This is a genomic window from Alistipes sp. Marseille-P2263, assembly GCF_018101075.1.
GTDB lineage: Bacteria > Bacteroidota > Bacteroidia > Bacteroidales > Rikenellaceae > Alistipes > Alistipes dispar.
In genome coordinates this window covers 22,195-42,051 of the sequence record NZ_JAGQEJ010000011.1, presented here as the reverse complement: position 1 = coordinate 42,051, position 19,857 = coordinate 22,195, and the positions used below count along the sequence as shown (strand labels likewise).

Below are 19,857 nucleotides of genomic sequence, written 5' to 3'. Positions count from 1 at the left end.
CAGGCATGAAAGGAATCGGAAAATCACTATGGAGTACCTATTGGAAACTCCACGATAAAAAGAAAATGCTGATAGCAAGGCTCAAGGGCTATCTGGACGGCTTGCCGCCGAAGATACGCAGGCGCATCGTGCTGGCAATGCTCGCCGCATTCGCCGCACTTGCCCTCTACACCTTCGGCAAAGCCGTGTATGACATCGGCAGGAATGACGGCAGCCGGATGGAGATAGACCATGCCGGACAGGTGGAACTGTCCGTGAAGCCGGATAACAATCACAATGTAATACCTTATTTATATGGAACAGACGAAGAATGAACCAAAAAACGAGAACAAGGCGGCTCCCGGTAACGGCAAGCCGAAAAAGGAGCGCAAGCCGCTGACCGAAGCCCAACGGCTGAAACGCCAGAAAATGATAGTGCTTCCCGCTATGGTGCTGGTATTCATCGGGGCGATGTGGCTGATATTCGCCCCGTCCTCCGGCAAGGAGCAGGAGCCGGGAACAGGCGGCTACAATATCGAGATGCCCGATGCGGACAAGGAGAACCGCCGGATTATCGGTGACAAGGCGAAAGCCTACGAGCAGGGGGCAATGGAGGAACGGCAGGAGAACCGCAGCCGCGCCATGCAGCAGTTGGGCGACCTGTTCGACCGCGAAACGGCGGCAGCGGATAGGGACAGCGATTTCGACCTTGCCAATCCCGGCGGAACGGAAGAGGCGGAGAAACCCGCACCGAAGACCATCCAGTCCTCGGCAGCCGCCTACCGCGACCTCAATGCCACGCTCGGCAACTTCTACGAGCAGCCGAAAAACGACAATGCGGAGATGGACGAACTGCTGGAACGCATCGCCACGCTCGAATCCGAACTGGAAAGCGGAAAAGAGAGAAGCTCCACGATGGACGAGCAGGTGGCACTCATGGAAAAATCCTACGAGCTGGCGGCGAAGTACATGGGAAATCAGAACGGCACGCGGGCGGCAGCGGGACAGACCGCAGAGCCGTCCCCCGTGCAGAAAGCCGGAAAGAACACGGCAAAACCCGTAAGGCAGGTGACGCATCAGGTGGTGTCCTCGCTCGGACAGCCCATGAGTAATGCCGAGTTTGTCGCTTCCTTCTCGCAGGAACGCAACCGCAGTTTCAACACGGCGGTGGGTGTCACGACCGTATCGGACAGGAACACCATACCGGCATGTGTCTATGGGGCGCAGAGCGTGACGGACGGGCAGGCGGTCAGGTTACGGCTGTTGGAGCCGATGGCGGTAGCTGATAGGATCATCCCCCGTAATGCGGTGGTGGTCGGCGCAGCCAAGATTCAGGGTGAACGGCTTGCCATCGAAATCACCTCGCTGGAACACGACGGCACGGTTATCCCGGTGGAGTTGGAGGTCTATGACACGGATGGGCAGCCCGGCATATTCATACCCAACTCGATGGAGATGAACGCTGTCCGGGAGGTTGCCGCCAACATGGGCGGCTCGCTGGGGAGCAGCATCAACATCTCCACCAATGCCGGGGCGCAGCTTGCCTCCGACTTGGGAAAAGGACTGATACAAGGCACGAGCCAGTACATTGCCAAGAAGATGCGTACCGTCAAAGTGCATCTGAAAGCCGGGTACAGGGTCATGCTCTATCAGGAAGTGAATTAAGGAAACAATCAAATTTTTATTTACCACTAAAAATCCAAAGTAATGAGAAAAGTAATCATGATGTTTGCCCTCGCTATGGGCATCGCAACTGCCAACGCGCAGGAAAACGTAACCGTTGAAACGCCCAACAGAAGTGACCAACTGACCTTGACAAAGGAGGTCTATCCGCAGAAAGAAGCGGACGGAGACCTGTATCACGGTCTGACGAGAAAGCTGGGCTTTGACCGCATGGTCCCCCCGCACGGCTTGGAAGTGACCTACGACAAGACCGTGCATGTCATCTTCCCGGCGGAAGTGCGCTATGTCGATTTAGGCTCGCCCGATCTGATTGCGGGCAAAGCCGACGGTGCGGAGAACGTCATCCGCGTGAAGGCAACCGTGAGGAACTTCCCGAACGAAACCAACATGTCCGTAATCACGGAGGACGGGAGTTTCTACACCTTCAACGTGAAGTACGCCGCCGAACCGCTGCTGCTCAACGTGGAGATGTGCGACTTCATCCATGACGGCGAGGCGGTGAACCGTCCGAACAACGCGCAGGAAATCTACCTGAAAGAGCTGGGCAGTGAAAGTCCCATGCTGGTGCGCCTTATCATGAAGTCCATCCACAAGCAGAACAAGCGTGAGGTGAAGCATATCGGCTGCAAGCGTTTCGGCATCCAGTACCTTCTGAAAGGCATCTACACGCACAACGGGCTTCTGTATTTCCACACGGAAATCAGGAACCAGAGCAACGTGCCTTTCGATGTGGACTACATCACGTGGAAAATCGTGGACAAGAAGGTGGCGAAGCGTACCGCCGTGCAGGAGCGTATCATCCTGCCGCTTCGCGCGCAGAACTACGCCACGCTCGTGCCGGGCAAAAAAAGCGAACGCACGGTCTTCACGATGGCGAAGTTCACCATACCCGACGGCAAGTGCCTCGTTGTGGAACTGAACGAGAAGAACGGCGGTCGTCACCAGTCCTTCGTGATCGAGAACGAGGATTTGGTGCGCGCCAATACCATCAACGAACTTCAAGTGCGCTGACCATGAGAAAGTACATCGCAATAATCATCGCGTCGCTTGCCCTGTTCACGGGGCAGGCGCACGCCCAGCGATGCCTGCCGAAGATGCAGGGCATCGAGGTAAGGGCGAATCTGGCGGACGGATTCAAACCCGGCGGCAACGACGGCGGGTACAGTTTAGGGGCTGCTCTCTCCACTTACACGAAGAAGGGGAACAAATGGGTATTCGGAGGTGAGTATCTCCTGAAAAAGAGCCCCTACAAGGACACTTCCATACCTGTGGCGCAGTTCACGGCGGAGGGCGGCTACTATTTCAAGATACTTTCCGATGCCCGCAAAATCGTGTTCGTCTATGCGGGGGCTTCGGCTCTCGCCGGGTATGAATCGGTGAATTGGGGCGAAAAGGTGCTGTATGACGGCTCCACGCTGCATGACCGGGACGCCTTCATCTACGGCGGTGCGCTGACGCTCGATGTGGAGTTTTACGTGGCTGACCGTATCGCCCTGCTCGCCAACCTCCGGGAGCGTTGCCTGTGGGGTGGCGACACGAAGAAGTTCCACTGCCAATGGGGGCTGGGCATCAAGTTCGTCATCAACTGACACACGCCGCATGGAAGGGACCAATATAGACGCCATGAGGCAAATATCCCTCGCGGACTTTCTCGCACGGTTGGGACATGAGCCTGTACGGAGGAGCGGAAACGAGCTGTGGTATCGTGCGCCGTACCGCAGTGAACGCACCCCCTCTTTCCGTGTGAACGTGGCGAAACAGCTCTGGTACGACTTCGGTTTGGGCAAGGGCGGTGACATCTTCACGCTTGCCGGGGAGTTTGCCCGAAGCGGTGACTTCATGGCGCAGGCAAGATTCATAGCGGAAACCGCCCGTATGCCGTTTGTCGCATCGGAAAAGCCGTTGTACCTGCCGGAACCGTCCGAACCTGCCTTTGAGGGGGTGGAAGCCGTCCCACTGCTCCGCTCACCATTAACAGAGTATCTGGCGGAACGGGGCATCCCTTATGCCGTTGCATACCGCCACTGTTGCCGCCTGAACTATGGCGTGCGTGGAAAGCGGTATTTCACAATCGGTTTCCCGAACGTGGCGGGCGGCTATGAAATCAGGAGCAAACTATTCAAAGGTTGCATACCACCGAAAGATGTGTCACTGATAAAACCGGAAGATACCGCCTCTGACGTATGCAGCGTGTTCGAGGGCTTCATGGACTTTTTGTCCGCTGACACACTCGGCATAGGCGGCAATGGCGACAGCCTTGTGCTGAACTCCGTCGCCAACGTGGGTAAGGCGGTGAAACACTTAGACGGGTATGGACGCATCGACTGCTTCCTCGACCGTGACGAAGCCGGGCGGAGGACGCTGGAAGCCCTCAAAGGACACTACGGCGGACGTGTCTGTGACCGTTCCGCACTCTATGACGGTTGCAAGGACTTGAACGAGTATCTGCAACTGACAGCAAAAAAAGAAATGAACAATAACTTAAAAATCAAAGGACAATGAACATACTGAACAACAAGAACAAGAGAATATCCATCTTCAAGGCGTTGGCACTCTGCCTGTTCGCCGCCGTGTCGCTCACGCTCGCATCGTGCGATGACGACATGGACATCCAGCAATCCTATCCCTTCACGGTGGAAACCATGCCCGTGCCGAACAAGGTCACGAAGGGGCAGACGGTGGAAATCCGCTGTGAGCTGAAAAGGACGGGCGAATTTGCCAACACGCTCTACACCATCCGGTATTTCCAGTTCGAGGGGGAAGGCACGCTGAAGATGGCGGGCGGCATTACCTTCCTGCCCAACGACCGCTACCTGCTTGAAAACGATAAGTTCAGGCTGTACTACACGGCAGATGGCGACGAGGCGCACAACTTCATCGTGGTGGTGGAGGACAATTTCAAAAATTCCTACGAATTGGAATTTGACTTCAACAACCGGAACGTGAAGGACGACATTCAGACCGTCATCCCCATAGGCAATTACAAACCTCTGCCAAGATGATGCGTGTATTCATGGCTATCCTCTGTTCGCTGCTGGCGGTCTGCTCCGTGTCCGCACGGGACAGCCGTCAGAAGGGGACGGACGGGCAGGCGGCAATCTACCGCCTGCCGCCTTTCGAGTGGGCAGTTCGGTGTACGAAGTATTTTGAAGGCTGGCACTCGGAAAAACATCACCCGTATGTGGGGTATGGACACCGGTTGCAGCCGGGGGAAAGGTATTCGGCACGCACCATGACGAAGCGACAGGCGGACGCGCTTCTGCGGAAAGACTTGCGGAAGTTCTGCGCCATGTTCCGCCAGTTCGGGCGTGACAGTCTGCTCCTTGCCACGCTCGCCTACAATGTCGGTCCATACCGGCTTTTGGGGAGCGGGAAGATACCCAAAAGCAAACTGATCCGAAAGCTGGAGGCTGGCGACAGGAACATTTACCGGGAATATATCGCTTTCTGCAACTACAAGGGTAAACGGCACGCCATGCTGCTCAAACGGAGAAAGGCGGAGTTTGCGCTGCTGTACATTCCGTAACATGGCAAATGCCTGACAAATGAAAATCCGATGAAGCCGCAACTTCATCGGATTTTCCGCTTTTCATACATTCGGGATTTTTCCTTTGCCGATTACTTCACCGTTCCTGCAATGCTCTATGATGCCGGGCAAAAATCCCATCTCCCCGATTGCGATATGCCGGATATACTCCGCATATTCCTGACCTTGAAAATTCCTCCCCGTGAGGTTTTTGAAAATCATCCTTATGCTTGTTCCGTCATCACTGTACAGGATGATTTTTCCGTTCTGTCTGATTTCTTCCATGATTAAAACTTGTTTTTGTGAATACTATCGTAGATTGGGACAGCGGTTTCTTTGCTACTTTCTTTGTCCGCCATCATGCTCACCGAAAGAAAGTAGGGCGGCTTTCGCCGCCGCCACTCAAAAACGGGTGTAGAGTCCCGTTACCATCGTGAACATTTCTTCCAGCATATCGCAGTATATGCCCTCGTGCGTTGCTATATCCTTTGTCTTGCACTCGAATGTCTTTTTACTGAACGTCCTGCGGTAGAAACGCATATTGTAAAGGTCTAAGCCGGCATCGTAGATGATGTCAAGGCGGTTTGCGCTCGTCTTGTTCCTCGCAAGGCTCATGCGTAAGCCGTTGCCCATGTCTATAAAGTCCTTGCTTCCCGTCATGGCGGCAAAGCGTCTGCCGCCTATTTGCTGTAAAATCGTCTTTGCTATCATGCTTTTCTTGGTTTTAGGTTGGCGGTGCGGATACCGCCAACTTGTTTAACATTCTGTTATCTCGGCAATGGGTGTGTTTCGTTTCAGCCATTCCATCAGGCACTCCATATTGTACTCGCTTGTGATGACTGCCGTATGGCTGTCAATGGCGGTAAACCTGCAGCTCTCGTAGTCGTCTATCCACCCTTTTAGGGTATCAACTCCCCACGCTTCGGCATCGTCAAAGATACCGTCCAATACTTTGATAGGCTCGCTGAACTTCACTATCAGCGTTTGGTAGGCTGCGTTCATCGTCTGTCCTCCTTTTCTTCCTTTGCCGTGAGCCACTTGTCCCGTGCGGCTCGGCACTCGTCCAATGTGGGTTTGACACAAGAGAACAACTCTCCGTTTGTGGGATGGCGGTAGTCGTACTGCACAAGTGTCCGCTTGCGTCTGCCGATACCTAATTGGAAACGCTCGTATTTCTCCGTACCTGCTTCAGTGCAGGTGCTTATTCCGTTGATGGTCATTCGTGTTGCCATAATCGTTGATTTTAGAGTGGTTAAAAATGTACTGACAAAACTCTGTTGCGCATCACCATTTCGGGGTCGCTTGTATAGCGTTGGTGCAGGTAGAAATGGTGGGAGCCGAAGCCGTAAAGGAAGAACCTGTCAAGTTCGTGCTTCTCGGCAAAGTCCTTTACACTCCGTCTTAACTGCCCCTCACTCGTTGCAAGAGTGAGGAGGTTCACAAATTCAATGAACATCGTGGGGATTTTATCGTCCCACAGACAAACCATGCTTTCAATTCTTACTTCCATACTATTGGGTATTATAGGTTGATACTATGCCGCTTCCATCCGCTGGCGGATAAGGTTCACGTTGCTGTTCACAAGGTTTACAATGCGGTCGTGGTACTCGGTATTGGAATTGTGCAAGCCACGACTTTGCACCACTTCCAATGTCTTCAAGGAAACCTCCACCGTTTCTATGCGCTTGCCGTCAATGGTTGCGGATAGGATAAGGGAGTTCTTTTCAAGGAAATAGGAGTTGGAAAACACGCAATGGTGCAGTTCCGTCCCTTCCGCTGCAAACTCCGCAACGCTCTCCAACACACGCACCTGCAAAGTGCCGTCCGTGAAGGCTATGCCGAAAAATATGCCTTTGAGTTTGCGGTATGCCTTCTCGTGTTTCTTCGCTTGGCGGATGCGTTCCTCCAATTTCTTGCGCTCTATCTCCTTGTTGCGCTTGTGCATAAGTCTGTCATGTTCGGCTTTGAGGTCGGAGGGGCAGACGTACTTCGGGCTGTTCGTGTCCTTGCCGAAAAGCCGCAGGAGGTCTATGGTGTCACGCCACATGGAGCCGTCAGCAATGGTGTAGCCGTTGCGGATACATATCTTCACGGATGCCCAATACCTCTCTATGTCAAAGGAACTGCGGATATAGTGGCGCAACATGGGATATTGCCCTGCTTTCAACAGCGTTTCGGATCGGCTGTCGGAAAGGATAGCCGTGAAAAGGTCGTAAGGCAGTATGTTGTGGTATTCGCCATTGAAGCCGTTGCGTTTCAGTTCGGGAATGAAACGCTGTCGGGGATAAGTGCAGACGGGGTTTATATCGTATGCACGGAGTTTGTTGTTCTTGCGTACCTCCATGTCGCTGTATTCCGCCCATAGGTCGTAGTAAAGTATGGACATTCCTCGCAGTCGGGCGACAGTGACGGTTGTGCCTTTGGGCGAAATCCACCTTTGCACCACTTCATAAATGGAATACTCGGCTGCCTGCCCTGCCTTGTATCGGGATTTGACGAAGAAGAAGCGTATCACTTGGTACTGCTTGCAGGTGGTGATGATGCAGAAATACTCGTTCTCGTTGAAAACCCTCTTTCGGGTGCGCAACGCTTCCAACTCCATGCCGCAATCCGGGCATGTGCATCCGCAAACGGTGTCCGCAAGGTCGTGTTCACTTTTCCACGAATGTCCGCACTCGGTGCAGATGTTCGTGCCGTCCGCCCTCTTGATGGCGTAATGCTTGAAGCAATGGCGGAAAGCGTATGCCCTCTGTGTGGCGGTCAATTTCGGCAGTCGCTCGCTCAATCGTGCGACTTCCTGCTGTATGGGTGTTCTCGGTTTCATAATCAGAAATTGAATAGGTTGGGTTGTTGTACTTCTTGTGCGGTCGCTTTGGTGGCGGTTCTCGGCTTGCTGCGGTTCTGCAACTTGCGGAGTTCCTCCTCTTGGTATCTGCGGAGTGCGTTCTGCCGTGCTTCCGCCTTTTCCTCTGCCGTGAGTTCCACCACGTGGTTCACCGCCACTTGGCATTGGATTAGCTTGCCCACCTCTATCTCGTTCTCGTCATAGTAGTGGACTGCTTGCCCGAATATCTCCCCGTCCGTGAAGCCGTTGCAACCGCTCCGCTGCACATAGTTGAGAATGTAGGTGACGCAATCGTCTATGTTCTTGGCAGGGTTGCGGTAGTTCTTGGCAAAGAGCGTATCTTCCGCCGCACGTTGCTCCAAGTACATCTGTATCGTTCTCTTGAAATGTTCTGTTCCTTTCATATCGCTGTCGTTTTTATCAGTTATACATTTTTCCGTTTCCCAAAAACTCGTAGTCGTTGGCTGCGCAACTCTCCTCAAAACTCTCTTCGCTGCACTGGTATTCCATATCGTCACGGCACGACTTGAAGAAGCTGTCAAGGCACTTGTCCATGAGGTCGTACAGAGTGGTTCGGGTGTCGGGGGCTTTCAGAAAGTCGTAGATGGGTCGCAGGATGTCCTCGTCTGCGCAATAGCCTGTCAGTACGCAACAGTTATCCGTGAATATCCGGCTTCTACGTTGCTTATTGAAATTTCCTTTGAGGTAATAGGTTTTCGGCTTGAATAGGATGTGCCAATAGTTATTGACGATGTATTTCAGAAGCCGTATGCCGCAGAGTTCCTCCTCTTTTCCGCTGTAACGTGAGGTGAAACGGTAGGAATAACGGCACGTGTCGTAACTCCAATCGTTCACTTTGACTTTGAACACACTTTCAAATGCTTCCAGCGTGTTGCGGTTGTCACTGTCCCAACCGTATTCAAAAGTGCGTAGCCATTCATTGTATGCGGTATCTCTCGCTGCTGCGGAGAGTTCGGCTAATTGGAATAGGTCGTATGTCCTTGTTATCGTTCTCATATCGCTGTCATTTTAGATGGTCTGTTTCAGTATCTCTCTCCAATAGGTCGGCTGCACTTCGCTCAAAAGGAAGTCTGTAAAGTCCCTCCGTGCGTCCTTGTTCAGTTCTCGGTAGAGTTCACGGAACACGGATATGTTGCCGTTGATGTACGTTTCCACCATGTACACGAAGATGTTGTCCACCTCGTAGTATCTGCATTGCTGCGCTGCCGTTTTGCTGCTTCTCTTTGCCATGTCGGTAAGGGTTAAAGGGTGAATAACCAAAGGATGAAACCGAAGAAGGCGGTTGCGGAAAGGATAGCCACGATTACGCCTATCGCCACTCGGAACACTCCGTTTACAATCTCTCTAATGATGCCCCAAAGGATGCCGAACACCACGAAGGCGGTGCGCACAATCAAGCCGCATATCGCAAGCCCTATGTACTGCGCCATTTGTCTGAAATTTGCCGTTGCCGTCATATTTTCGCTGTTTTTGATTTTTTGTTTTTTTAATGCGGATTCAAGAGTTGAGGGAGTTGAGTTTCAAACTATCTTATCTGCCTCTCGTTTATCCGACATTTTTTTTATGCGTCTTTCTGTCGCATCGGTCGTTTTCGTTTCGGGTGCTTGAAAAGGTAGGGATTAGGGGATGCAAGGTTTTTCGGGAAAAATACTACCCATAGGGCTGGAGATTTTTTCCGAAAACAGGAGGCTTGACCTTGCATTCCCGTCCAATCCCGGAATTACCTTTGCGCCCAGAACGGAAATGACAACCTGATGCGCTCCCTGAAAGATGCGAAAATGGAGGTAAACGGAAGTGGAGGCAGATTGGACAGGAAAACTTCGAAAGAGAAATCCGTGAAAAAGGGAAAACGCCAAAAGGAAAAGGGACACTGCCGGAGGCGTGAAACCGGGCAAACCACCGGCAAGGAAGTATGATTTTATATGTTTGGCCGAGCGTGTCCGGTCTGACGGATAAAATCATTCTTCCCGGTTTGCCTGCCGTGTGTGACGGCTTGTTCCATTCATGGATCGGGCGGTCAGACACGGCTTTCCGCTTACGGCTCAAAGGAACAGCAAAAAAGAAAAATCGTCAGAAACCCGTAAAAGCACCTCTTTGGCATAAGCACAAAAGAAATGGGCCTTGCATCATCAGTCTAAACTGTTGTTTAGGCGTGATGCAAAGCCCTTTTCTCCGCTTATGCGGCAGTCGGCATACGTTCGTTCAAAATCCTTTTGTACGATGGTGTGCCGACGGATAAAATCGCTTTTACGGAAAAACTTGTATGAGAAGAAAAAAATTAGGGAGATTCATTTCAAAATCTCCCGTTTTATTGTTACTTTTGCATACGAAGAGTTCTTTGAAGGTTACGCAACGCGCAGAAGGATGATGCAGTAGATAACTAACTAAATCGTAACCTATTACTATCATGAGCAATTAACCTACGCTCAGCTCCAATAAATTACACTCTTTTCGTAACTTCGGGACACTATAATCATGAAAAGTATTGGAAAAGAAGAGCTATAGTGACCGATCCGAACAACAAAACTCCTACTCTTTTAAAATTGTACTATCTATACTATATAAAAAAATGCGACGCTTACCATAATTGCTCTTTCGGCACAAATTTAGGAGCCGGAGCATTCTTTAAAACCCCTCCGATCCTGCTACATGGCCCCAACGGGATAATTATCGGTCATGATGTAAGTATTGGGAAAAACTGCACCATAGCTCAGCAGGTTACCATAAGTCACGGGGGGGGGTGCACGATAGGAGACAATGTGCTGATCGGGGCTGGAGCTAAAATTCTGGGGCATGTCAGAATCGGCAATAATGTCAAAATCGGAGCAAACTGTGTCGTTGTGGAAGATCTGCCCGATAACTCAACTTGTGTCCTGAGCAAACCAAGGATAATCCTTAGATAACTGATGGCGATAAAATTCGGTCAAAAATACAACGGGAAGAATACGCAAATTAAAATATGATTTCAGTTTGTTTGGCGACCTATAATGGCGCGAAATTTATACGGGAGCAACTCCTTTCTATTCTTTCGCAACTCGGACCTCGAGATGAGATAATAATCTCAGATGACGGATCGACCGATCGTACTTTTGCAATTATCTCAGAGCTAAATGATTCCCGCATCCGAATTATAAAACATATCAAGACAACGGTTTATCCTCGCCGTTTTGATTATGTCACACACAATTTCGAAAATGCGCTTCGTCATGCCTCCGGTGAATTTATTTTTCTTTCGGATCAGGACGATGTCTGGTTACCGGGTAAGGTCGATACGATGCAAAAGGAGCTGCAAAATCATTTGCTGGTTTTATCTGACTGCAAAGTGGCCGATGCCTCTTTGCACATTATTCATGATTCCTACTTCAAGTTGAACGGACTACGAACAGGTATTTTGCGGAATCTGATCCGAAATTCGTTTTTGGGGTCCTGCATGGCTTTCAGGAGAGAGTTACTCGATAAAGCATTACCATGTCCACGCCACTCCGTGCCGCATGATATATGGTTGGGTTTGTTGGCATCTTATTACGGTAAAGTTTCTTATCTGCCGGTTCCATTGATGATTTATCGCAGGCATGAAGCGACCGTATCCGCCTCGTGCGACAAAAGTTTTTTCCCTTTTTGGTTTAAAATCCGCTATCGCGTACATTGTCTGACTGCTTTTCTGAAAAGAATTTCTGTTAGATGAAAAAGATTTTGCACATCCCCAATTATTATCCACCGCATACGGGCGGAATCGAACAGGTTTGTCACATGGCCGTTTCTTCGTTATCCGAATACGAACATGAGGTGATTTGTTTCAACGATTGTCGGAATACCCGAATCTCATCTTACGAAGGAATTAAGGTCATTCGGGTGGGGACTTTTGCAAAAATCGCAAGTCAGGCACTATCCTTCGGCTATATGTGGCGGCTGCGTGCTGAAATCCGGTCTTTCAACCCTGATATTATTCATTTTCATGCTCCGAATCCTTTGGTCGGATTCTATCTTTTATGCGTATTACCTCGGCGGGTCCGATTGATCGTACACTACCATGCTGAAATATTAACATCAGCGTTTTTATACACTTGTTATCGTCCTTTCGAAAGTCTGTTGTTCCGCCGTGCCGATCTGATTCTTACAACGAGTCCCAAATTACGAGATGAGGCAAAGCCTTTGGCTCCATACCATAACAAATGTGTGGTTTTGGCCAATGTCATAGATACCCGGCGATTCGATCTCGTAAAAGCAGAAAAGGACCGCACGCATATTCGGGAAATACGAACTTGTTATGGCGATCGAAAGATCGTATTCTCTTACGGCCGCCATGTTCCATACAAGGGTCTGCGCTATCTCATTGAAGCGGAAAAATACATAAAAGAAGAATGCGTGCTGCTGATCGGAGGCGACGGACCTTTAACACCCCGGCTTCGGATGCAGGCAAAATCTCCTCGAATTCATTTCCTCGGTCGGATTCCGGACAATCAACTCAAATATTATCTTCACGCTGCGGACGTATTCGCATTCCCCTCCATAACAAGGGCCGAGGCATTCGGAGTAACGCTTCTCGAAAGTATGTATTGCTATACGCCTCCGGTAACATTCTCCATTCCCGCATCGGGAGTCAATTATGTTTCGCTAAACGGTGAAACGGGTTTGGAAGCACCTAATTCGGATGCAGTGGAATTTGCACGGGCCATAGACAGGTTGCTTTCCGAAGATACGCTTCGCTTGAAGATGGCTGAAGCCGGTCATCGGCGGGTAGGTGAATTGTTTACATCTCAGATTTTCTCGGAAAAACTGAAGGATATATATGATCGGATATAACCAGAAATCAAAATCGGATAATCTGGGAACAGAATAAAAAAGAAGATACATCGCAACATATTGATACATAGCGAAGACAAGAAACAGGTCCGAATCCCGTTTCCGACCGAAAAGCAACCGAAAGGAGTGTAACGGAACGAAAAGCCTTACGTATTGAATACGTAAGGCTTTTCGTTTTTCCGGATGTCTCCGGAAAGTATGGCACGGAAAGGGACTATGTAGGGAATCATCTTTCCGGCTGCGGGCGCCGTGAAACTGTCGAGGTCCATCGAAGAGGCGACAAACCGGTAGAAAAAGGCCATGATCGTGCCCGCCGCGACCGAGATCAGAAGCCCTTTCGCCGCAAGTTTCCGTTTCCCTGTCCGGGCCATCCTGTATGCCAGACCGTTCATGACGATCGCCGCAGCGATGAGCGCCACGCCAAGGAAAATGAACAGCGGATCGCCTTTGGCCGCACCGAAATAATTGATCAATACGCCCAGAACCAGCGCCAATCCCACTCCGACGGGAAAAGCCACGGACATGCCGCAAAGCGCCACGGCCGCCGCAAGCAGGATGTTCGACGCCTTGAAAACGACCCCGCCGAGAAAAGTCGAGAAAAGCAGCAGAACTATCACATAGTCCCAATAGAAAAGTTCGTAGCGCCACGTCTTTGCGGCAAGTTTCTGGGTATTCCCCCACGAACCTCAACGACGCACCGTCAAGGTCTTCGTAAACGGCTCCGCCCGCAGCGTCGAATCCGAGGAATTTCGGTCCCCAGAAGTTGCCCAGCGGTTCGCCTTCGACAATCCGCATCGTGTACATCTTCAGATCGTCGGCGAAATATCCGGTTTTGATTTCAACCATTTCGTACTGATCGTTCGAGAATCGCACCAGTTCGTTCCGGTTATGACTGACCGTAGCTCCCAGGTCCCATCGGAAGTTCCGGGTCGTGACCGGCGTCGAAGCGATCGTCAGTTCGATACCCGAGTTATCGATGGTTCCCACGCTGGCGAAGGTCGAGGAGTAGAGATTGGGCGGCACGGGAACGCTGTACGTATAAAGCAGGTCCTTCGTGCGCTTCCAACGCAGCTCCTGATTGCCCGTAACGCCGAAGCCGGCACGAACGCAACCGGTTGTGGAGCCGGTTTCGGCCACGGGTCGAAACGATCGTCCGGGCCGAGTACGAACGCCCGCTGCTCAAATATTTCGATTTCGCCGCCTGGATCGAATCGCGGCTCACGGGAGTCGGCCTTGCGGAAGTCATAACCCGCAATGCGGGCCGACAGGCCGGACCGGGACATTGACCGGCCGCACGGACTGCCGTTCCGCCATCTTTGCCAGAAGTCCGGCGGGCCACGTCACGAAGGTCTCTCCGGGGACCCGACGCGAAAAGCCCTGCGACAGCCCGGAAACGGGCGGCCGCAGAGCTTCCCCGGAAACCGCTCCCGGCGGATGTCATCCGTCCCGCTCGACCGACAGCGCCACCAGCGCCACGACCGCCAGCACCAGTCCGACGGTCAGCATCGGTCCGGGAACCACGGCGAAGATCACCAGCGACAGCACCATCGTGATGAGCGGAGCCAGCCCCTGCATCGGGGAAATGATGATCGCCTTGCCGTAGCGATAGGCGTACACCAGCGTCAGAGCGCCCACCGCGTTGAGCAACTGGGTCAGAAATCCTCCGATCCAGAGTCCCGCACCGATCCGCCCGGATTGCGGTCCGGCCATACGCAGCGCCACGGGAACCAGCATCAATCCCGTCAGCGCCATGTAGAAGAAGATGCTCTCGGCGCTCATCGAGGCGTTGGCGAACTTCATGACATAGCCCTGCACGCCCCACGCCACGAAGACGACGACCGCCAGCACCGGCCACAGACCGCCCTCCGCAGTTCCGTCGTGCGCCCCCTCCTGCCACGAGAGAAAGAAAATCGCCGCCAGCGCCACAACGATCCCGAAGATCTGGATGCGACTGGCCCGTTCGTGCAGCAGCGCGAGCGACAGCGCGATGGTGACGACCGGCGACATCGACACGAACGGAAATACGATATAGGCGGGCCCGAAGCGCAGCGCCTCGAACAGCACGAGCTGACCGCCGGCCCCGAGCAGTCCGGCGCTCAGCCCCAGCAGCAACGCCCGCGGCGAACGGTCCAGCCGCCACCGGGCGATCCGCAGGGCCGCCGCCGCACACGGGACCATCGAAAAGGCCCACACGACGTAAACATGTCCCGACGGGAATCCCGCCCGCTCGATCAGTTCGCTCAGTTCGCCCCAGACGCCCCAGGTCAGCATCGTCACCAGCCCGAAAAAGAGCCAACGGTGTTTTCCGATCCAATCCTTCATAACATGCTCTCTATTCGAGTTCGAAATCCAGCAGGCGGTTGTATCCGCTCGCCGCATCCCATATCCCTTCGTTGGCCAGCCGGATGCTGAAACACGGACTTTCGGCCAGGCGTTCGTCCGCATCGGGCAGCCACAACCACAACGTGCAGACGTCGCCCGCGACGAACTGCGGCGGCACGGCGAACCCGGCCGTCAGCGTATGCGTCTTCCCCGCGAACCAGCGGCGCGGATCCCACGGCATGTCGAAAACCTGCCGTTTCCGACCCGAAGCGTCGGTCAGCACCAGCTTCGCCGGACGGGGGTTGAACGGCGAGGCGAACCCCTCGTTGCGCAGTTCCAGCCCGACGACGAACTCCCCGCCGGCAACGGGCCGCCGCGTGAAACGTCCCGTCTCGAGAACGAACCGGTATCCCAGCCGCCGTTCGATCTCCCCGAGGCATCCCTCCTGCCGCCACCGGGCGATCACTCCGGGATGGTAGGCGCTGTTCAGATAGCTCCAATGGTACTCCTCCATGTCCGCCACCCCGTCGGTGCAGTCGCAGTACTCCGACACGCTGCATGTCTCGCCGCCCATGCTCACATAGCGGCTCTCCGTCCGCCAGAACTCCCGGTCGGCCTCCCCGACGAAGGTCCCCACATCGTCGCGGCTCGCCAGGAAACAGTCGTTGTGCGCCGCCACGCGCGAGCGCGCCGACCCGTCCCAGGCCGTCCGGACGGAGACCGTATCCGCCGGAGAGAGCCCGCAGCACCGCATCTTGGCCACGGGCGTGCGCACGGCCACCATGCGGTCGGCCGGCAGGGCGTCGAGCAAGGCGTCGAGGACCCGGCGGCGGGGCGCGTAATCGGTCTCCGTCACGGGTTCGAACCCGAAATGGTCCGTGTAATACCACTCGCCCCACACGCCGACGAACCCCGCCTGCAGGACACAAATCACCGCCCCGTACCGTTGCAGCAGCGGCCTGAGCTGGGCGATATGCCCCAGCACGACCGGCTCGGCCGCATCCCAGGGCTTCTCCCGCTCGGAATCGCTGTACGCGAAACGCACGATCGCCTTGCAGCCGCCCTCGCGCAGGGCTTCGAAATTCCGTTCCACCAGCTCCAGACACTCCTCCGACAGCGGGCGGTCGATGAAGTCGCGGAGAAAATACTCCAGCAGGACCAGCGAGCGGTTCAGGCGCCGCTGTCCCCGCAGGGTCTCCGGAGAGAGCGGTTCCGGCGTTCCGCCCCCGGCGAACCGGAAATCATAGGGGTAGTAGAATCCCCGTTCGGGATTGGGAAACGCCTCGTCCGAAGACACGTACGCCACCCGGCGCAATCCGTCGCCGCCGGAGGCCGCGCCGCCGTCCGAACAGGCCGCCGCGCAGAAAGAGAGCAGCGCGGCCGCCCCGAAAAAAACAGGTATCGTCATCGTAGTCGGTAATCCGTAAAAAAGCCGGCGCCGCAACGCCGCGACGCCGGCCGAAACAGTTGATTCGATCGGTTTGAACCGAAAGGCGGGCGTTCGCCTTGCCGTTCGTCAGCGGCCGACGAGCATGTTCTCGACCGCCCCGTGTCCGACGACGCCGTTCTCCTCGACCGCACTGCCGGCGGGGATGTAAGCGATATCGTTCCAATCGTACTGCAACCCGATTCCGACCCGGAAACGACTGCCCAGATTCGGGATCGAGGAGCGCACCACGACCACCTCGACGGCCTTGCGTCCGTTCTCCAGCTCCACGGGTTTCGATGCGGAGCAGACGCCCGATCCCGCGGCCAGCAGCTCGGTCCAGTCCCAGCCGCCCGAAAGGTTCTCGCCCGTCCAGTTGAAGATCGTGGGATCGTAGGCCGCCGGAGCGCCCGCGTCGTCCACGACCATCCCCTCGAACAGGATGTCCGCACCGTCGTTCGTCCACGCCGCATTGCCCATGCCCGTCGTCGGACGGCCCTCGCCGTCGAAGGCCATGTCGGAATCCAGATAGAGGTGCATGATCTGCACGGGCTGCTCCGCCGAATCCTCGTACTCCACATAGAAATTCACGTAGGTTTCGCCCGCATAGACCTTGGCCACCTTCCCCGCCTTGTAGTAGGCGTCGTCGGGAACCGTGGCGACGGTCATTTCGCTCGCCGGAACCTTTTCCCAGTCCGAGAAATCGCCGTCGGCGGTAATCAGCACCTCGGGGGCCGGTCCGGACTTCGCTCCGATCAGCAGATTCTCCACGGCGCCGTGTTTCGGTTCGCCGTTCTCCTCGACCGCACTCCCGGCGGGCAGGTAGGCGATGTCGTTCCAGTCGTATTGCAGTCCGACGCCCAGCCGGAAGCTCTGTCCCAGGCCGGGAACGGCGCTCCGGGCAATGGTCATCTCGATCGCCATGTTGCCGTTGGGCAGTTCGACCGGCTCGCAGTTCGAGCAGATGCCCGCCCCCGCGGCCACCGCCTCCGTCCAGTCCCAGCCGCCGGAGAGCGGTTCGCCCGACCAGGTGAAGATCGTCGGATCGTAGGCCGTCGGAGCGCCCGTATCGTCCCTGAGCATTCCCTCGAACAGGATGTCCGCGCCGTCGTTCGTCCACGCCGCATTGCCCATGCCCGTCGTCGGACGGCCTTCGCCGTCGAAGGCCATGTCGGAATCCAAATAGAGGTGCATGATCTGCACGGGCTGCTCCGCTTCCGAATATTCGAGGTAGATATTGATATAGGTGGCTCCGGCATAGACCTTCAGCCGGCGGCCGGCCGAATAAAAGGCGTCGTCGGGAACCGTGGCCGTCACCAGCTCGTCGGCGGGAATCGCGTCCCAGTCCGAGAAGTCGCCGTCCACGGTGATGAAGGTCTCGGGCCCCGCCGGCTCTTCGGGCTCCGTCCAGTCGCCCGAGAGGTTGGGACCCGGTTCGGGATCGTCGATGATGCAGCCGGCGGCGAAGAGCGGCAGCGCCAGCATCAGCGCCATTCGCGCAAAGAGTTGTCTTTTCATAATCGGTTCACGTTTTAGTCGTCAGGGAATCGGGTTAGTCGTTCTGCGGAATGCCGCTGACCGAGATTTCGTCGTAGGGAATGCGGTAGAGGATGCGCGGATCGTCGCAATCGACCACCTCCCAGGGCTGGACGCCTGCGAAACGGCGGTCCAGCGACCGCCCGTTGCGGAAAACGTCGAATGCGCGCTGTCCCTCGAAGCAGAGCTCCAGACGACGCTCGTCGAGCACCACGTCGAGCACCGACGAATACCCTGCCTCACGGTAATTGTCCAGCGTATAGAGGGCCTCCTCGGGCAGTCCGGCGCGGCGGCGCAGCGCATTGACGTCATCCAGCGCCCCCTGCTCGTTGCCTGTCTTGGCATAGGCTTCGGCACGGTTGAGAATCACCTCGCCCCAGCGCAGCATCACGGGAGACGAGAGCAGCGGATGGGCGGCGTTGGTCGGGCTGGCGAATTTCTTGCACATGAAGGCAGGACAGGTGTTGAAGCTCTCGGTCTTCACGTCCACGTAGGCGCGCGTCTTCTCGCCGCCGACCGTCACGTAGAACTGCGTGCGGCCGTACTCCTGTTCGGCCTGCAAATAATGCCGGGAGCCGTTTTCCTCGTAATAATAGCCGTTGTCGTCGCGGAAGCAGTCGTAGAGCTGATTGACGCGGAAATCCGTTCCCTCCGAGGCGACCGCCCAGCGGACCTGCAACTGTCCCGTCTCGTCGGGATTCAGCCGCTCGCAGTAGGCCGTGAAGCGGATGTCTTCGGGATGGCGTTCGTAGAGGGCGATCAGCGGATCGGAGTAGTACATTTCGGCCCAGCCGCCCACACCGCGCTGGTCGGGCGTCCAGTACATCGAACCGACCGACTCGCGTCCGCGGTCCTCGTAATCCTCGTGCGCGACGGCCCAGAGGGTTTCGGGCGAAGAGAGCGCATTTTCGAAATAGCGGGCATAGCCGGGATCGAGCTTGCTTTCGGCCGAAGCGCCTCCGAGCAGGCCGTTCACGGTCTCGATCACCTTGTCGTCCTCGCCGCGGTAGAGGTAAACCCGCGAGAGCAGGCCCATGGCCGCATCGTAGGAGACATATCCGGCATCGCCGCGGCGCGCCTTGTCCTTGAGCAGTCCGGCGGCCTTTACGAGGTCGTCGCGGATCTGATCGTACACGGCGCCCACGGTCGAGCGCTCGGTGGCCGGCGTGTCGGTCGAGGTGCGCAGCACGACGCCCATGTTGTCGCGGCCGAAGGTATAGGGCCGCGAGTAGAGCATCGAGAGGTGCAGGTGACAGATGGCGCGCAGGAAATAGTTCTCGCCCAGCATCCGGTCGCCCTCGTCGCTCGCCCCTTCGGGCTGCGACTCGATCACGGCGTTAGCGCCGTAGATGATATGGTAGGCGCACCACCAGAAGTAGGAAGTGGGCAGATCGGTCTCCAGGTCGTTGTAGCAGATCTCGTTGTAGAGCGGGTCCTCGGTCTTGTTGGCCAGGCAGACGTTATCGCCGCGGAACTCCGACATCTGGAAGAAGTAGCGGACATAGGTGCTGCCCGAATACTCCGAACCTTTGTACTCCAGCACGTCCTTGAACATCGAGTAGTTGCCGTCGGTCGAATACTCCGTCGAAGAGGGGTTCCCGGCCATCTGGTCCGAGGTCATCGAATCGTTGGGGAAATAGTCCAGGTCGCAGGCCGAGAGGGTCAGCGAGGCGACTGCGCCCAAAAGTATCTTTTTCATGTCTTGTCGGTTTTACG

Annotated in this window: 24 protein-coding genes and 1 pseudogene; 10 read left to right on the top strand and 15 right to left on the bottom strand. The window is 55.1% G+C overall.

Annotated features, from left to right (window positions below; genetic code table 11):
- Positions 1 to 5: 5 nt before the first annotated feature.
- From KB554_RS12315 to KB554_RS12285, 7 genes are read left to right on the top strand one after another with little or no spacing between them, the layout of a single operon-like run.
- Positions 6 to 314: a TraL conjugative transposon family protein gene (locus KB554_RS12315; RefSeq protein WP_008645986.1), complete on the top strand. Its 309-nt coding sequence runs from the start codon at positions 6 to 8 to the stop codon at positions 312 to 314.
- Entirely contained in the window at positions 295 to 1,644 is a 1,350-nt protein-coding gene (gene traM / locus KB554_RS12310; protein WP_008645984.1) for a conjugative transposon protein TraM, read from the top strand. The genes KB554_RS12315 and traM overlap by 20 nt, the downstream gene beginning before the upstream one ends.
- 42 nt (positions 1,645 to 1,686) lie before the next feature.
- A complete protein-coding gene (gene traN / locus KB554_RS12305) occupies positions 1,687 to 2,673 on the top strand; it encodes a conjugative transposon protein TraN (protein WP_008645982.1) in 987 nt (328 codons plus the stop codon).
- 2 nt (positions 2,674 to 2,675) lie between these two features.
- The gene (locus KB554_RS12300) at positions 2,676 to 3,251 is read left to right on the top strand and encodes a conjugal transfer protein TraO (protein WP_008645981.1); all 576 of its coding nucleotides are present in this window, start codon (positions 2,676 to 2,678) and stop codon (positions 3,249 to 3,251) included.
- Between the two features lie 10 nt (positions 3,252 to 3,261).
- Positions 3,262 to 4,164: a toprim domain-containing protein gene (locus tag KB554_RS12295; protein WP_008645979.1), complete on the top strand. Its 903-nt coding sequence runs from the start codon at positions 3,262 to 3,264 to the stop codon at positions 4,162 to 4,164.
- Positions 4,161 to 4,664, top strand: a complete 504-nt coding sequence (locus KB554_RS12290; RefSeq protein WP_008645978.1) for a DUF3872 domain-containing protein — start codon at positions 4,161 to 4,163, stop codon at positions 4,662 to 4,664. Before KB554_RS12295 ends, KB554_RS12290 begins: the two co-directional genes overlap by 4 nt.
- Positions 4,661 to 5,188, top strand: a complete 528-nt coding sequence (locus KB554_RS12285) for a lysozyme (RefSeq protein WP_032536910.1) — start codon at positions 4,661 to 4,663, stop codon at positions 5,186 to 5,188. Before KB554_RS12290 ends, KB554_RS12285 begins: the two co-directional genes overlap by 4 nt.
- A gap of 63 nt (positions 5,189 to 5,251) precedes the next feature.
- On the opposite strand, the gene KB554_RS12280 is transcribed toward KB554_RS12285, so the two are convergent.
- The 10 genes from KB554_RS12280 to KB554_RS12235 form a co-directional block, all read right to left on the bottom strand.
- The gene (locus KB554_RS12280) at positions 5,252 to 5,473 is read right to left on the bottom strand and encodes a hypothetical protein (RefSeq protein ID WP_008645976.1); all 222 of its coding nucleotides are present in this window, start codon (positions 5,471 to 5,473) and stop codon (positions 5,252 to 5,254) included.
- A 117-nt stretch (positions 5,474 to 5,590) separates the two neighbouring features.
- Positions 5,591 to 5,899, bottom strand: coding sequence for a hypothetical protein (locus tag KB554_RS12275; protein WP_008151539.1), 309 nt, complete (start codon positions 5,897 to 5,899; stop codon positions 5,591 to 5,593).
- 45 nt (positions 5,900 to 5,944) lie between these two features.
- A complete protein-coding gene (locus KB554_RS12270) occupies positions 5,945 to 6,247 on the bottom strand; it encodes a hypothetical protein (protein WP_171028087.1) in 303 nt (100 codons plus the stop codon).
- On the bottom strand, positions 6,187 to 6,420 hold the full coding sequence (locus tag KB554_RS12265; RefSeq protein WP_008645973.1) for a DUF3873 domain-containing protein: 234 nt from the start codon (positions 6,418 to 6,420) through the stop codon (positions 6,187 to 6,189). The genes KB554_RS12270 and KB554_RS12265 overlap by 61 nt, the downstream gene beginning before the upstream one ends.
- 20 nt (positions 6,421 to 6,440) lie before the next feature.
- Entirely contained in the window at positions 6,441 to 6,698 is a 258-nt protein-coding gene (locus KB554_RS12260; protein ID WP_008645971.1) for a hypothetical protein, read from the bottom strand.
- Positions 6,699 to 6,722: 24 nt separating this feature from the next.
- On the bottom strand, positions 6,723 to 8,012 hold the full coding sequence (locus tag KB554_RS12255) for a PcfJ domain-containing protein (protein ID WP_008645969.1): 1,290 nt from the start codon (positions 8,010 to 8,012) through the stop codon (positions 6,723 to 6,725).
- Positions 8,013 to 8,014: 2 nt separating this feature from the next.
- Positions 8,015 to 8,437, bottom strand: a complete 423-nt coding sequence (locus KB554_RS12250; RefSeq protein ID WP_008645968.1) for a PcfK-like family protein — start codon at positions 8,435 to 8,437, stop codon at positions 8,015 to 8,017.
- Between the two features lie 16 nt (positions 8,438 to 8,453).
- Positions 8,454 to 9,050, bottom strand: coding sequence for a hypothetical protein (locus tag KB554_RS12245; protein WP_008645966.1), 597 nt, complete (start codon positions 9,048 to 9,050; stop codon positions 8,454 to 8,456).
- A gap of 12 nt (positions 9,051 to 9,062) precedes the next feature.
- Complete coding sequence (locus KB554_RS12240) at positions 9,063 to 9,284, bottom strand: hypothetical protein (RefSeq protein WP_005850431.1); 222 nt, start codon at positions 9,282 to 9,284, stop codon at positions 9,063 to 9,065.
- A gap of 11 nt (positions 9,285 to 9,295) precedes the next feature.
- Positions 9,296 to 9,511 (bottom strand): hypothetical protein, encoded by a 216-nt coding sequence (locus KB554_RS12235; protein WP_008645962.1) that lies wholly within the window; start codon positions 9,509 to 9,511, stop codon positions 9,296 to 9,298.
- A 1,047-nt stretch (positions 9,512 to 10,558) separates the two neighbouring features.
- On the opposite strand from KB554_RS12235, the gene KB554_RS12230 reads away from it, so the two are divergent.
- From KB554_RS12230 to KB554_RS12220, 3 genes are read left to right on the top strand one after another with little or no spacing between them, the layout of a single operon-like run.
- The gene (locus KB554_RS12230) at positions 10,559 to 10,957 is read left to right on the top strand and encodes a DapH/DapD/GlmU-related protein (RefSeq protein ID WP_339328769.1); all 399 of its coding nucleotides are present in this window, start codon (positions 10,559 to 10,561) and stop codon (positions 10,955 to 10,957) included.
- Positions 10,958 to 11,013: 56 nt separating this feature from the next.
- A complete protein-coding gene (locus KB554_RS12225) occupies positions 11,014 to 11,739 on the top strand; it encodes a glycosyltransferase family 2 protein (protein WP_141428854.1) in 726 nt (241 codons plus the stop codon).
- Positions 11,736 to 12,857, top strand: a complete 1,122-nt coding sequence (locus KB554_RS12220) for a glycosyltransferase (protein ID WP_211036356.1) — start codon at positions 11,736 to 11,738, stop codon at positions 12,855 to 12,857. Before KB554_RS12225 ends, KB554_RS12220 begins: the two co-directional genes overlap by 4 nt.
- A gap of 218 nt (positions 12,858 to 13,075) precedes the next feature.
- Here KB554_RS12220 and KB554_RS12215 read toward each other — a convergent pair.
- From KB554_RS12215 to KB554_RS12195, 5 genes and pseudogenes are all read right to left on the bottom strand, one after another.
- Positions 13,076 to 13,543 (bottom strand): annotated as a pseudogene (locus KB554_RS12215) (multidrug DMT transporter permease); the annotation flags it as partial.
- Positions 13,544 to 14,294: 751 nt separating this feature from the next.
- Positions 14,295 to 15,179 (bottom strand): DMT family transporter, encoded by an 885-nt coding sequence (locus KB554_RS12210; RefSeq protein WP_141428848.1) that lies wholly within the window; start codon positions 15,177 to 15,179, stop codon positions 14,295 to 14,297.
- Between the two features lie 10 nt (positions 15,180 to 15,189).
- Positions 15,190 to 16,587 carry a DUF4832 domain-containing protein gene (locus KB554_RS12205; protein WP_211036355.1) on the bottom strand — a complete coding sequence of 466 codons (1,398 nt, stop codon included), beginning with the start codon at positions 16,585 to 16,587 and terminating at the stop codon, positions 15,190 to 15,192.
- A 108-nt stretch (positions 16,588 to 16,695) separates the two neighbouring features.
- A complete protein-coding gene (locus KB554_RS12200; protein ID WP_211036354.1) occupies positions 16,696 to 18,123 on the bottom strand; it encodes a hypothetical protein in 1,428 nt (475 codons plus the stop codon).
- Positions 18,124 to 18,157: 34 nt separating this feature from the next.
- The gene (locus tag KB554_RS12195; RefSeq protein WP_211036353.1) at positions 18,158 to 19,840 is read right to left on the bottom strand and encodes a RagB/SusD family nutrient uptake outer membrane protein; all 1,683 of its coding nucleotides are present in this window, start codon (positions 19,838 to 19,840) and stop codon (positions 18,158 to 18,160) included.
- Between the last annotated feature and the right edge of the window lie 17 nt (positions 19,841 to 19,857).

What these genes read in the sequence shown, in the direction of transcription:
- KB554_RS12290 (WP_008645978.1), top strand. Translation starts at nt 4,161, where the DNA reads ATGAACATACTGAACAACAAGAACAAGAGAATATCCATCTTCAAGGCG.
- KB554_RS12235 (WP_008645962.1), bottom strand. Translation starts at nt 9,511, where the DNA reads ATGACGGCAACGGCAAATTTCAGACAAATGGCGCAGTACATAGGGCTT.
- KB554_RS12200 (WP_211036354.1), bottom strand. Translation starts at nt 18,123, where the DNA reads ATGAAAAGACAACTCTTTGCGCGAATGGCGCTGATGCTGGCGCTGCCG.
- KB554_RS12210 (WP_141428848.1), bottom strand. Translation starts at nt 15,179, where the DNA reads ATGAAGGATTGGATCGGAAAACACCGTTGGCTCTTTTTCGGGCTGGTG.
- KB554_RS12240 (WP_005850431.1), bottom strand. Translation starts at nt 9,284, where the DNA reads ATGGCAAAGAGAAGCAGCAAAACGGCAGCGCAGCAATGCAGATACTAC.
- KB554_RS12285 (WP_032536910.1), top strand. Translation starts at nt 4,661, where the DNA reads ATGATGCGTGTATTCATGGCTATCCTCTGTTCGCTGCTGGCGGTCTGC.
- traN (WP_008645982.1), top strand. Translation starts at nt 1,687, where the DNA reads ATGAGAAAAGTAATCATGATGTTTGCCCTCGCTATGGGCATCGCAACT.
- KB554_RS12205 (WP_211036355.1), bottom strand. Translation starts at nt 16,587, where the DNA reads ATGACGATACCTGTTTTTTTCGGGGCGGCCGCGCTGCTCTCTTTCTGC.
- KB554_RS12255 (WP_008645969.1), bottom strand. Translation starts at nt 8,012, where the DNA reads ATGAAACCGAGAACACCCATACAGCAGGAAGTCGCACGATTGAGCGAG.
- traM (WP_008645984.1), top strand. Translation starts at nt 295, where the DNA reads ATGGAACAGACGAAGAATGAACCAAAAAACGAGAACAAGGCGGCTCCC.
- KB554_RS12275 (WP_008151539.1), bottom strand. Translation starts at nt 5,899, where the DNA reads ATGATAGCAAAGACGATTTTACAGCAAATAGGCGGCAGACGCTTTGCC.
- KB554_RS12245 (WP_008645966.1), bottom strand. Translation starts at nt 9,050, where the DNA reads ATGAGAACGATAACAAGGACATACGACCTATTCCAATTAGCCGAACTC.
- KB554_RS12260 (WP_008645971.1), bottom strand. Translation starts at nt 6,698, where the DNA reads ATGGAAGTAAGAATTGAAAGCATGGTTTGTCTGTGGGACGATAAAATC.
- KB554_RS12220 (WP_211036356.1), top strand. Translation starts at nt 11,736, where the DNA reads ATGAAAAAGATTTTGCACATCCCCAATTATTATCCACCGCATACGGGC.
- KB554_RS12300 (WP_008645981.1), top strand. Translation starts at nt 2,676, where the DNA reads ATGAGAAAGTACATCGCAATAATCATCGCGTCGCTTGCCCTGTTCACG.
- KB554_RS12250 (WP_008645968.1), bottom strand. Translation starts at nt 8,437, where the DNA reads ATGAAAGGAACAGAACATTTCAAGAGAACGATACAGATGTACTTGGAG.
- KB554_RS12295 (WP_008645979.1), top strand. Translation starts at nt 3,262, where the DNA reads ATGGAAGGGACCAATATAGACGCCATGAGGCAAATATCCCTCGCGGAC.
- KB554_RS12195 (WP_211036353.1), bottom strand. Translation starts at nt 19,840, where the DNA reads ATGAAAAAGATACTTTTGGGCGCAGTCGCCTCGCTGACCCTCTCGGCC.
- KB554_RS12225 (WP_141428854.1), top strand. Translation starts at nt 11,014, where the DNA reads ATGATTTCAGTTTGTTTGGCGACCTATAATGGCGCGAAATTTATACGG.
- KB554_RS12265 (WP_008645973.1), bottom strand. Translation starts at nt 6,420, where the DNA reads ATGGCAACACGAATGACCATCAACGGAATAAGCACCTGCACTGAAGCA.
- KB554_RS12315 (WP_008645986.1), top strand. Translation starts at nt 6, where the DNA reads ATGAAAGGAATCGGAAAATCACTATGGAGTACCTATTGGAAACTCCAC.
- KB554_RS12280 (WP_008645976.1), bottom strand. Translation starts at nt 5,473, where the DNA reads ATGGAAGAAATCAGACAGAACGGAAAAATCATCCTGTACAGTGATGAC.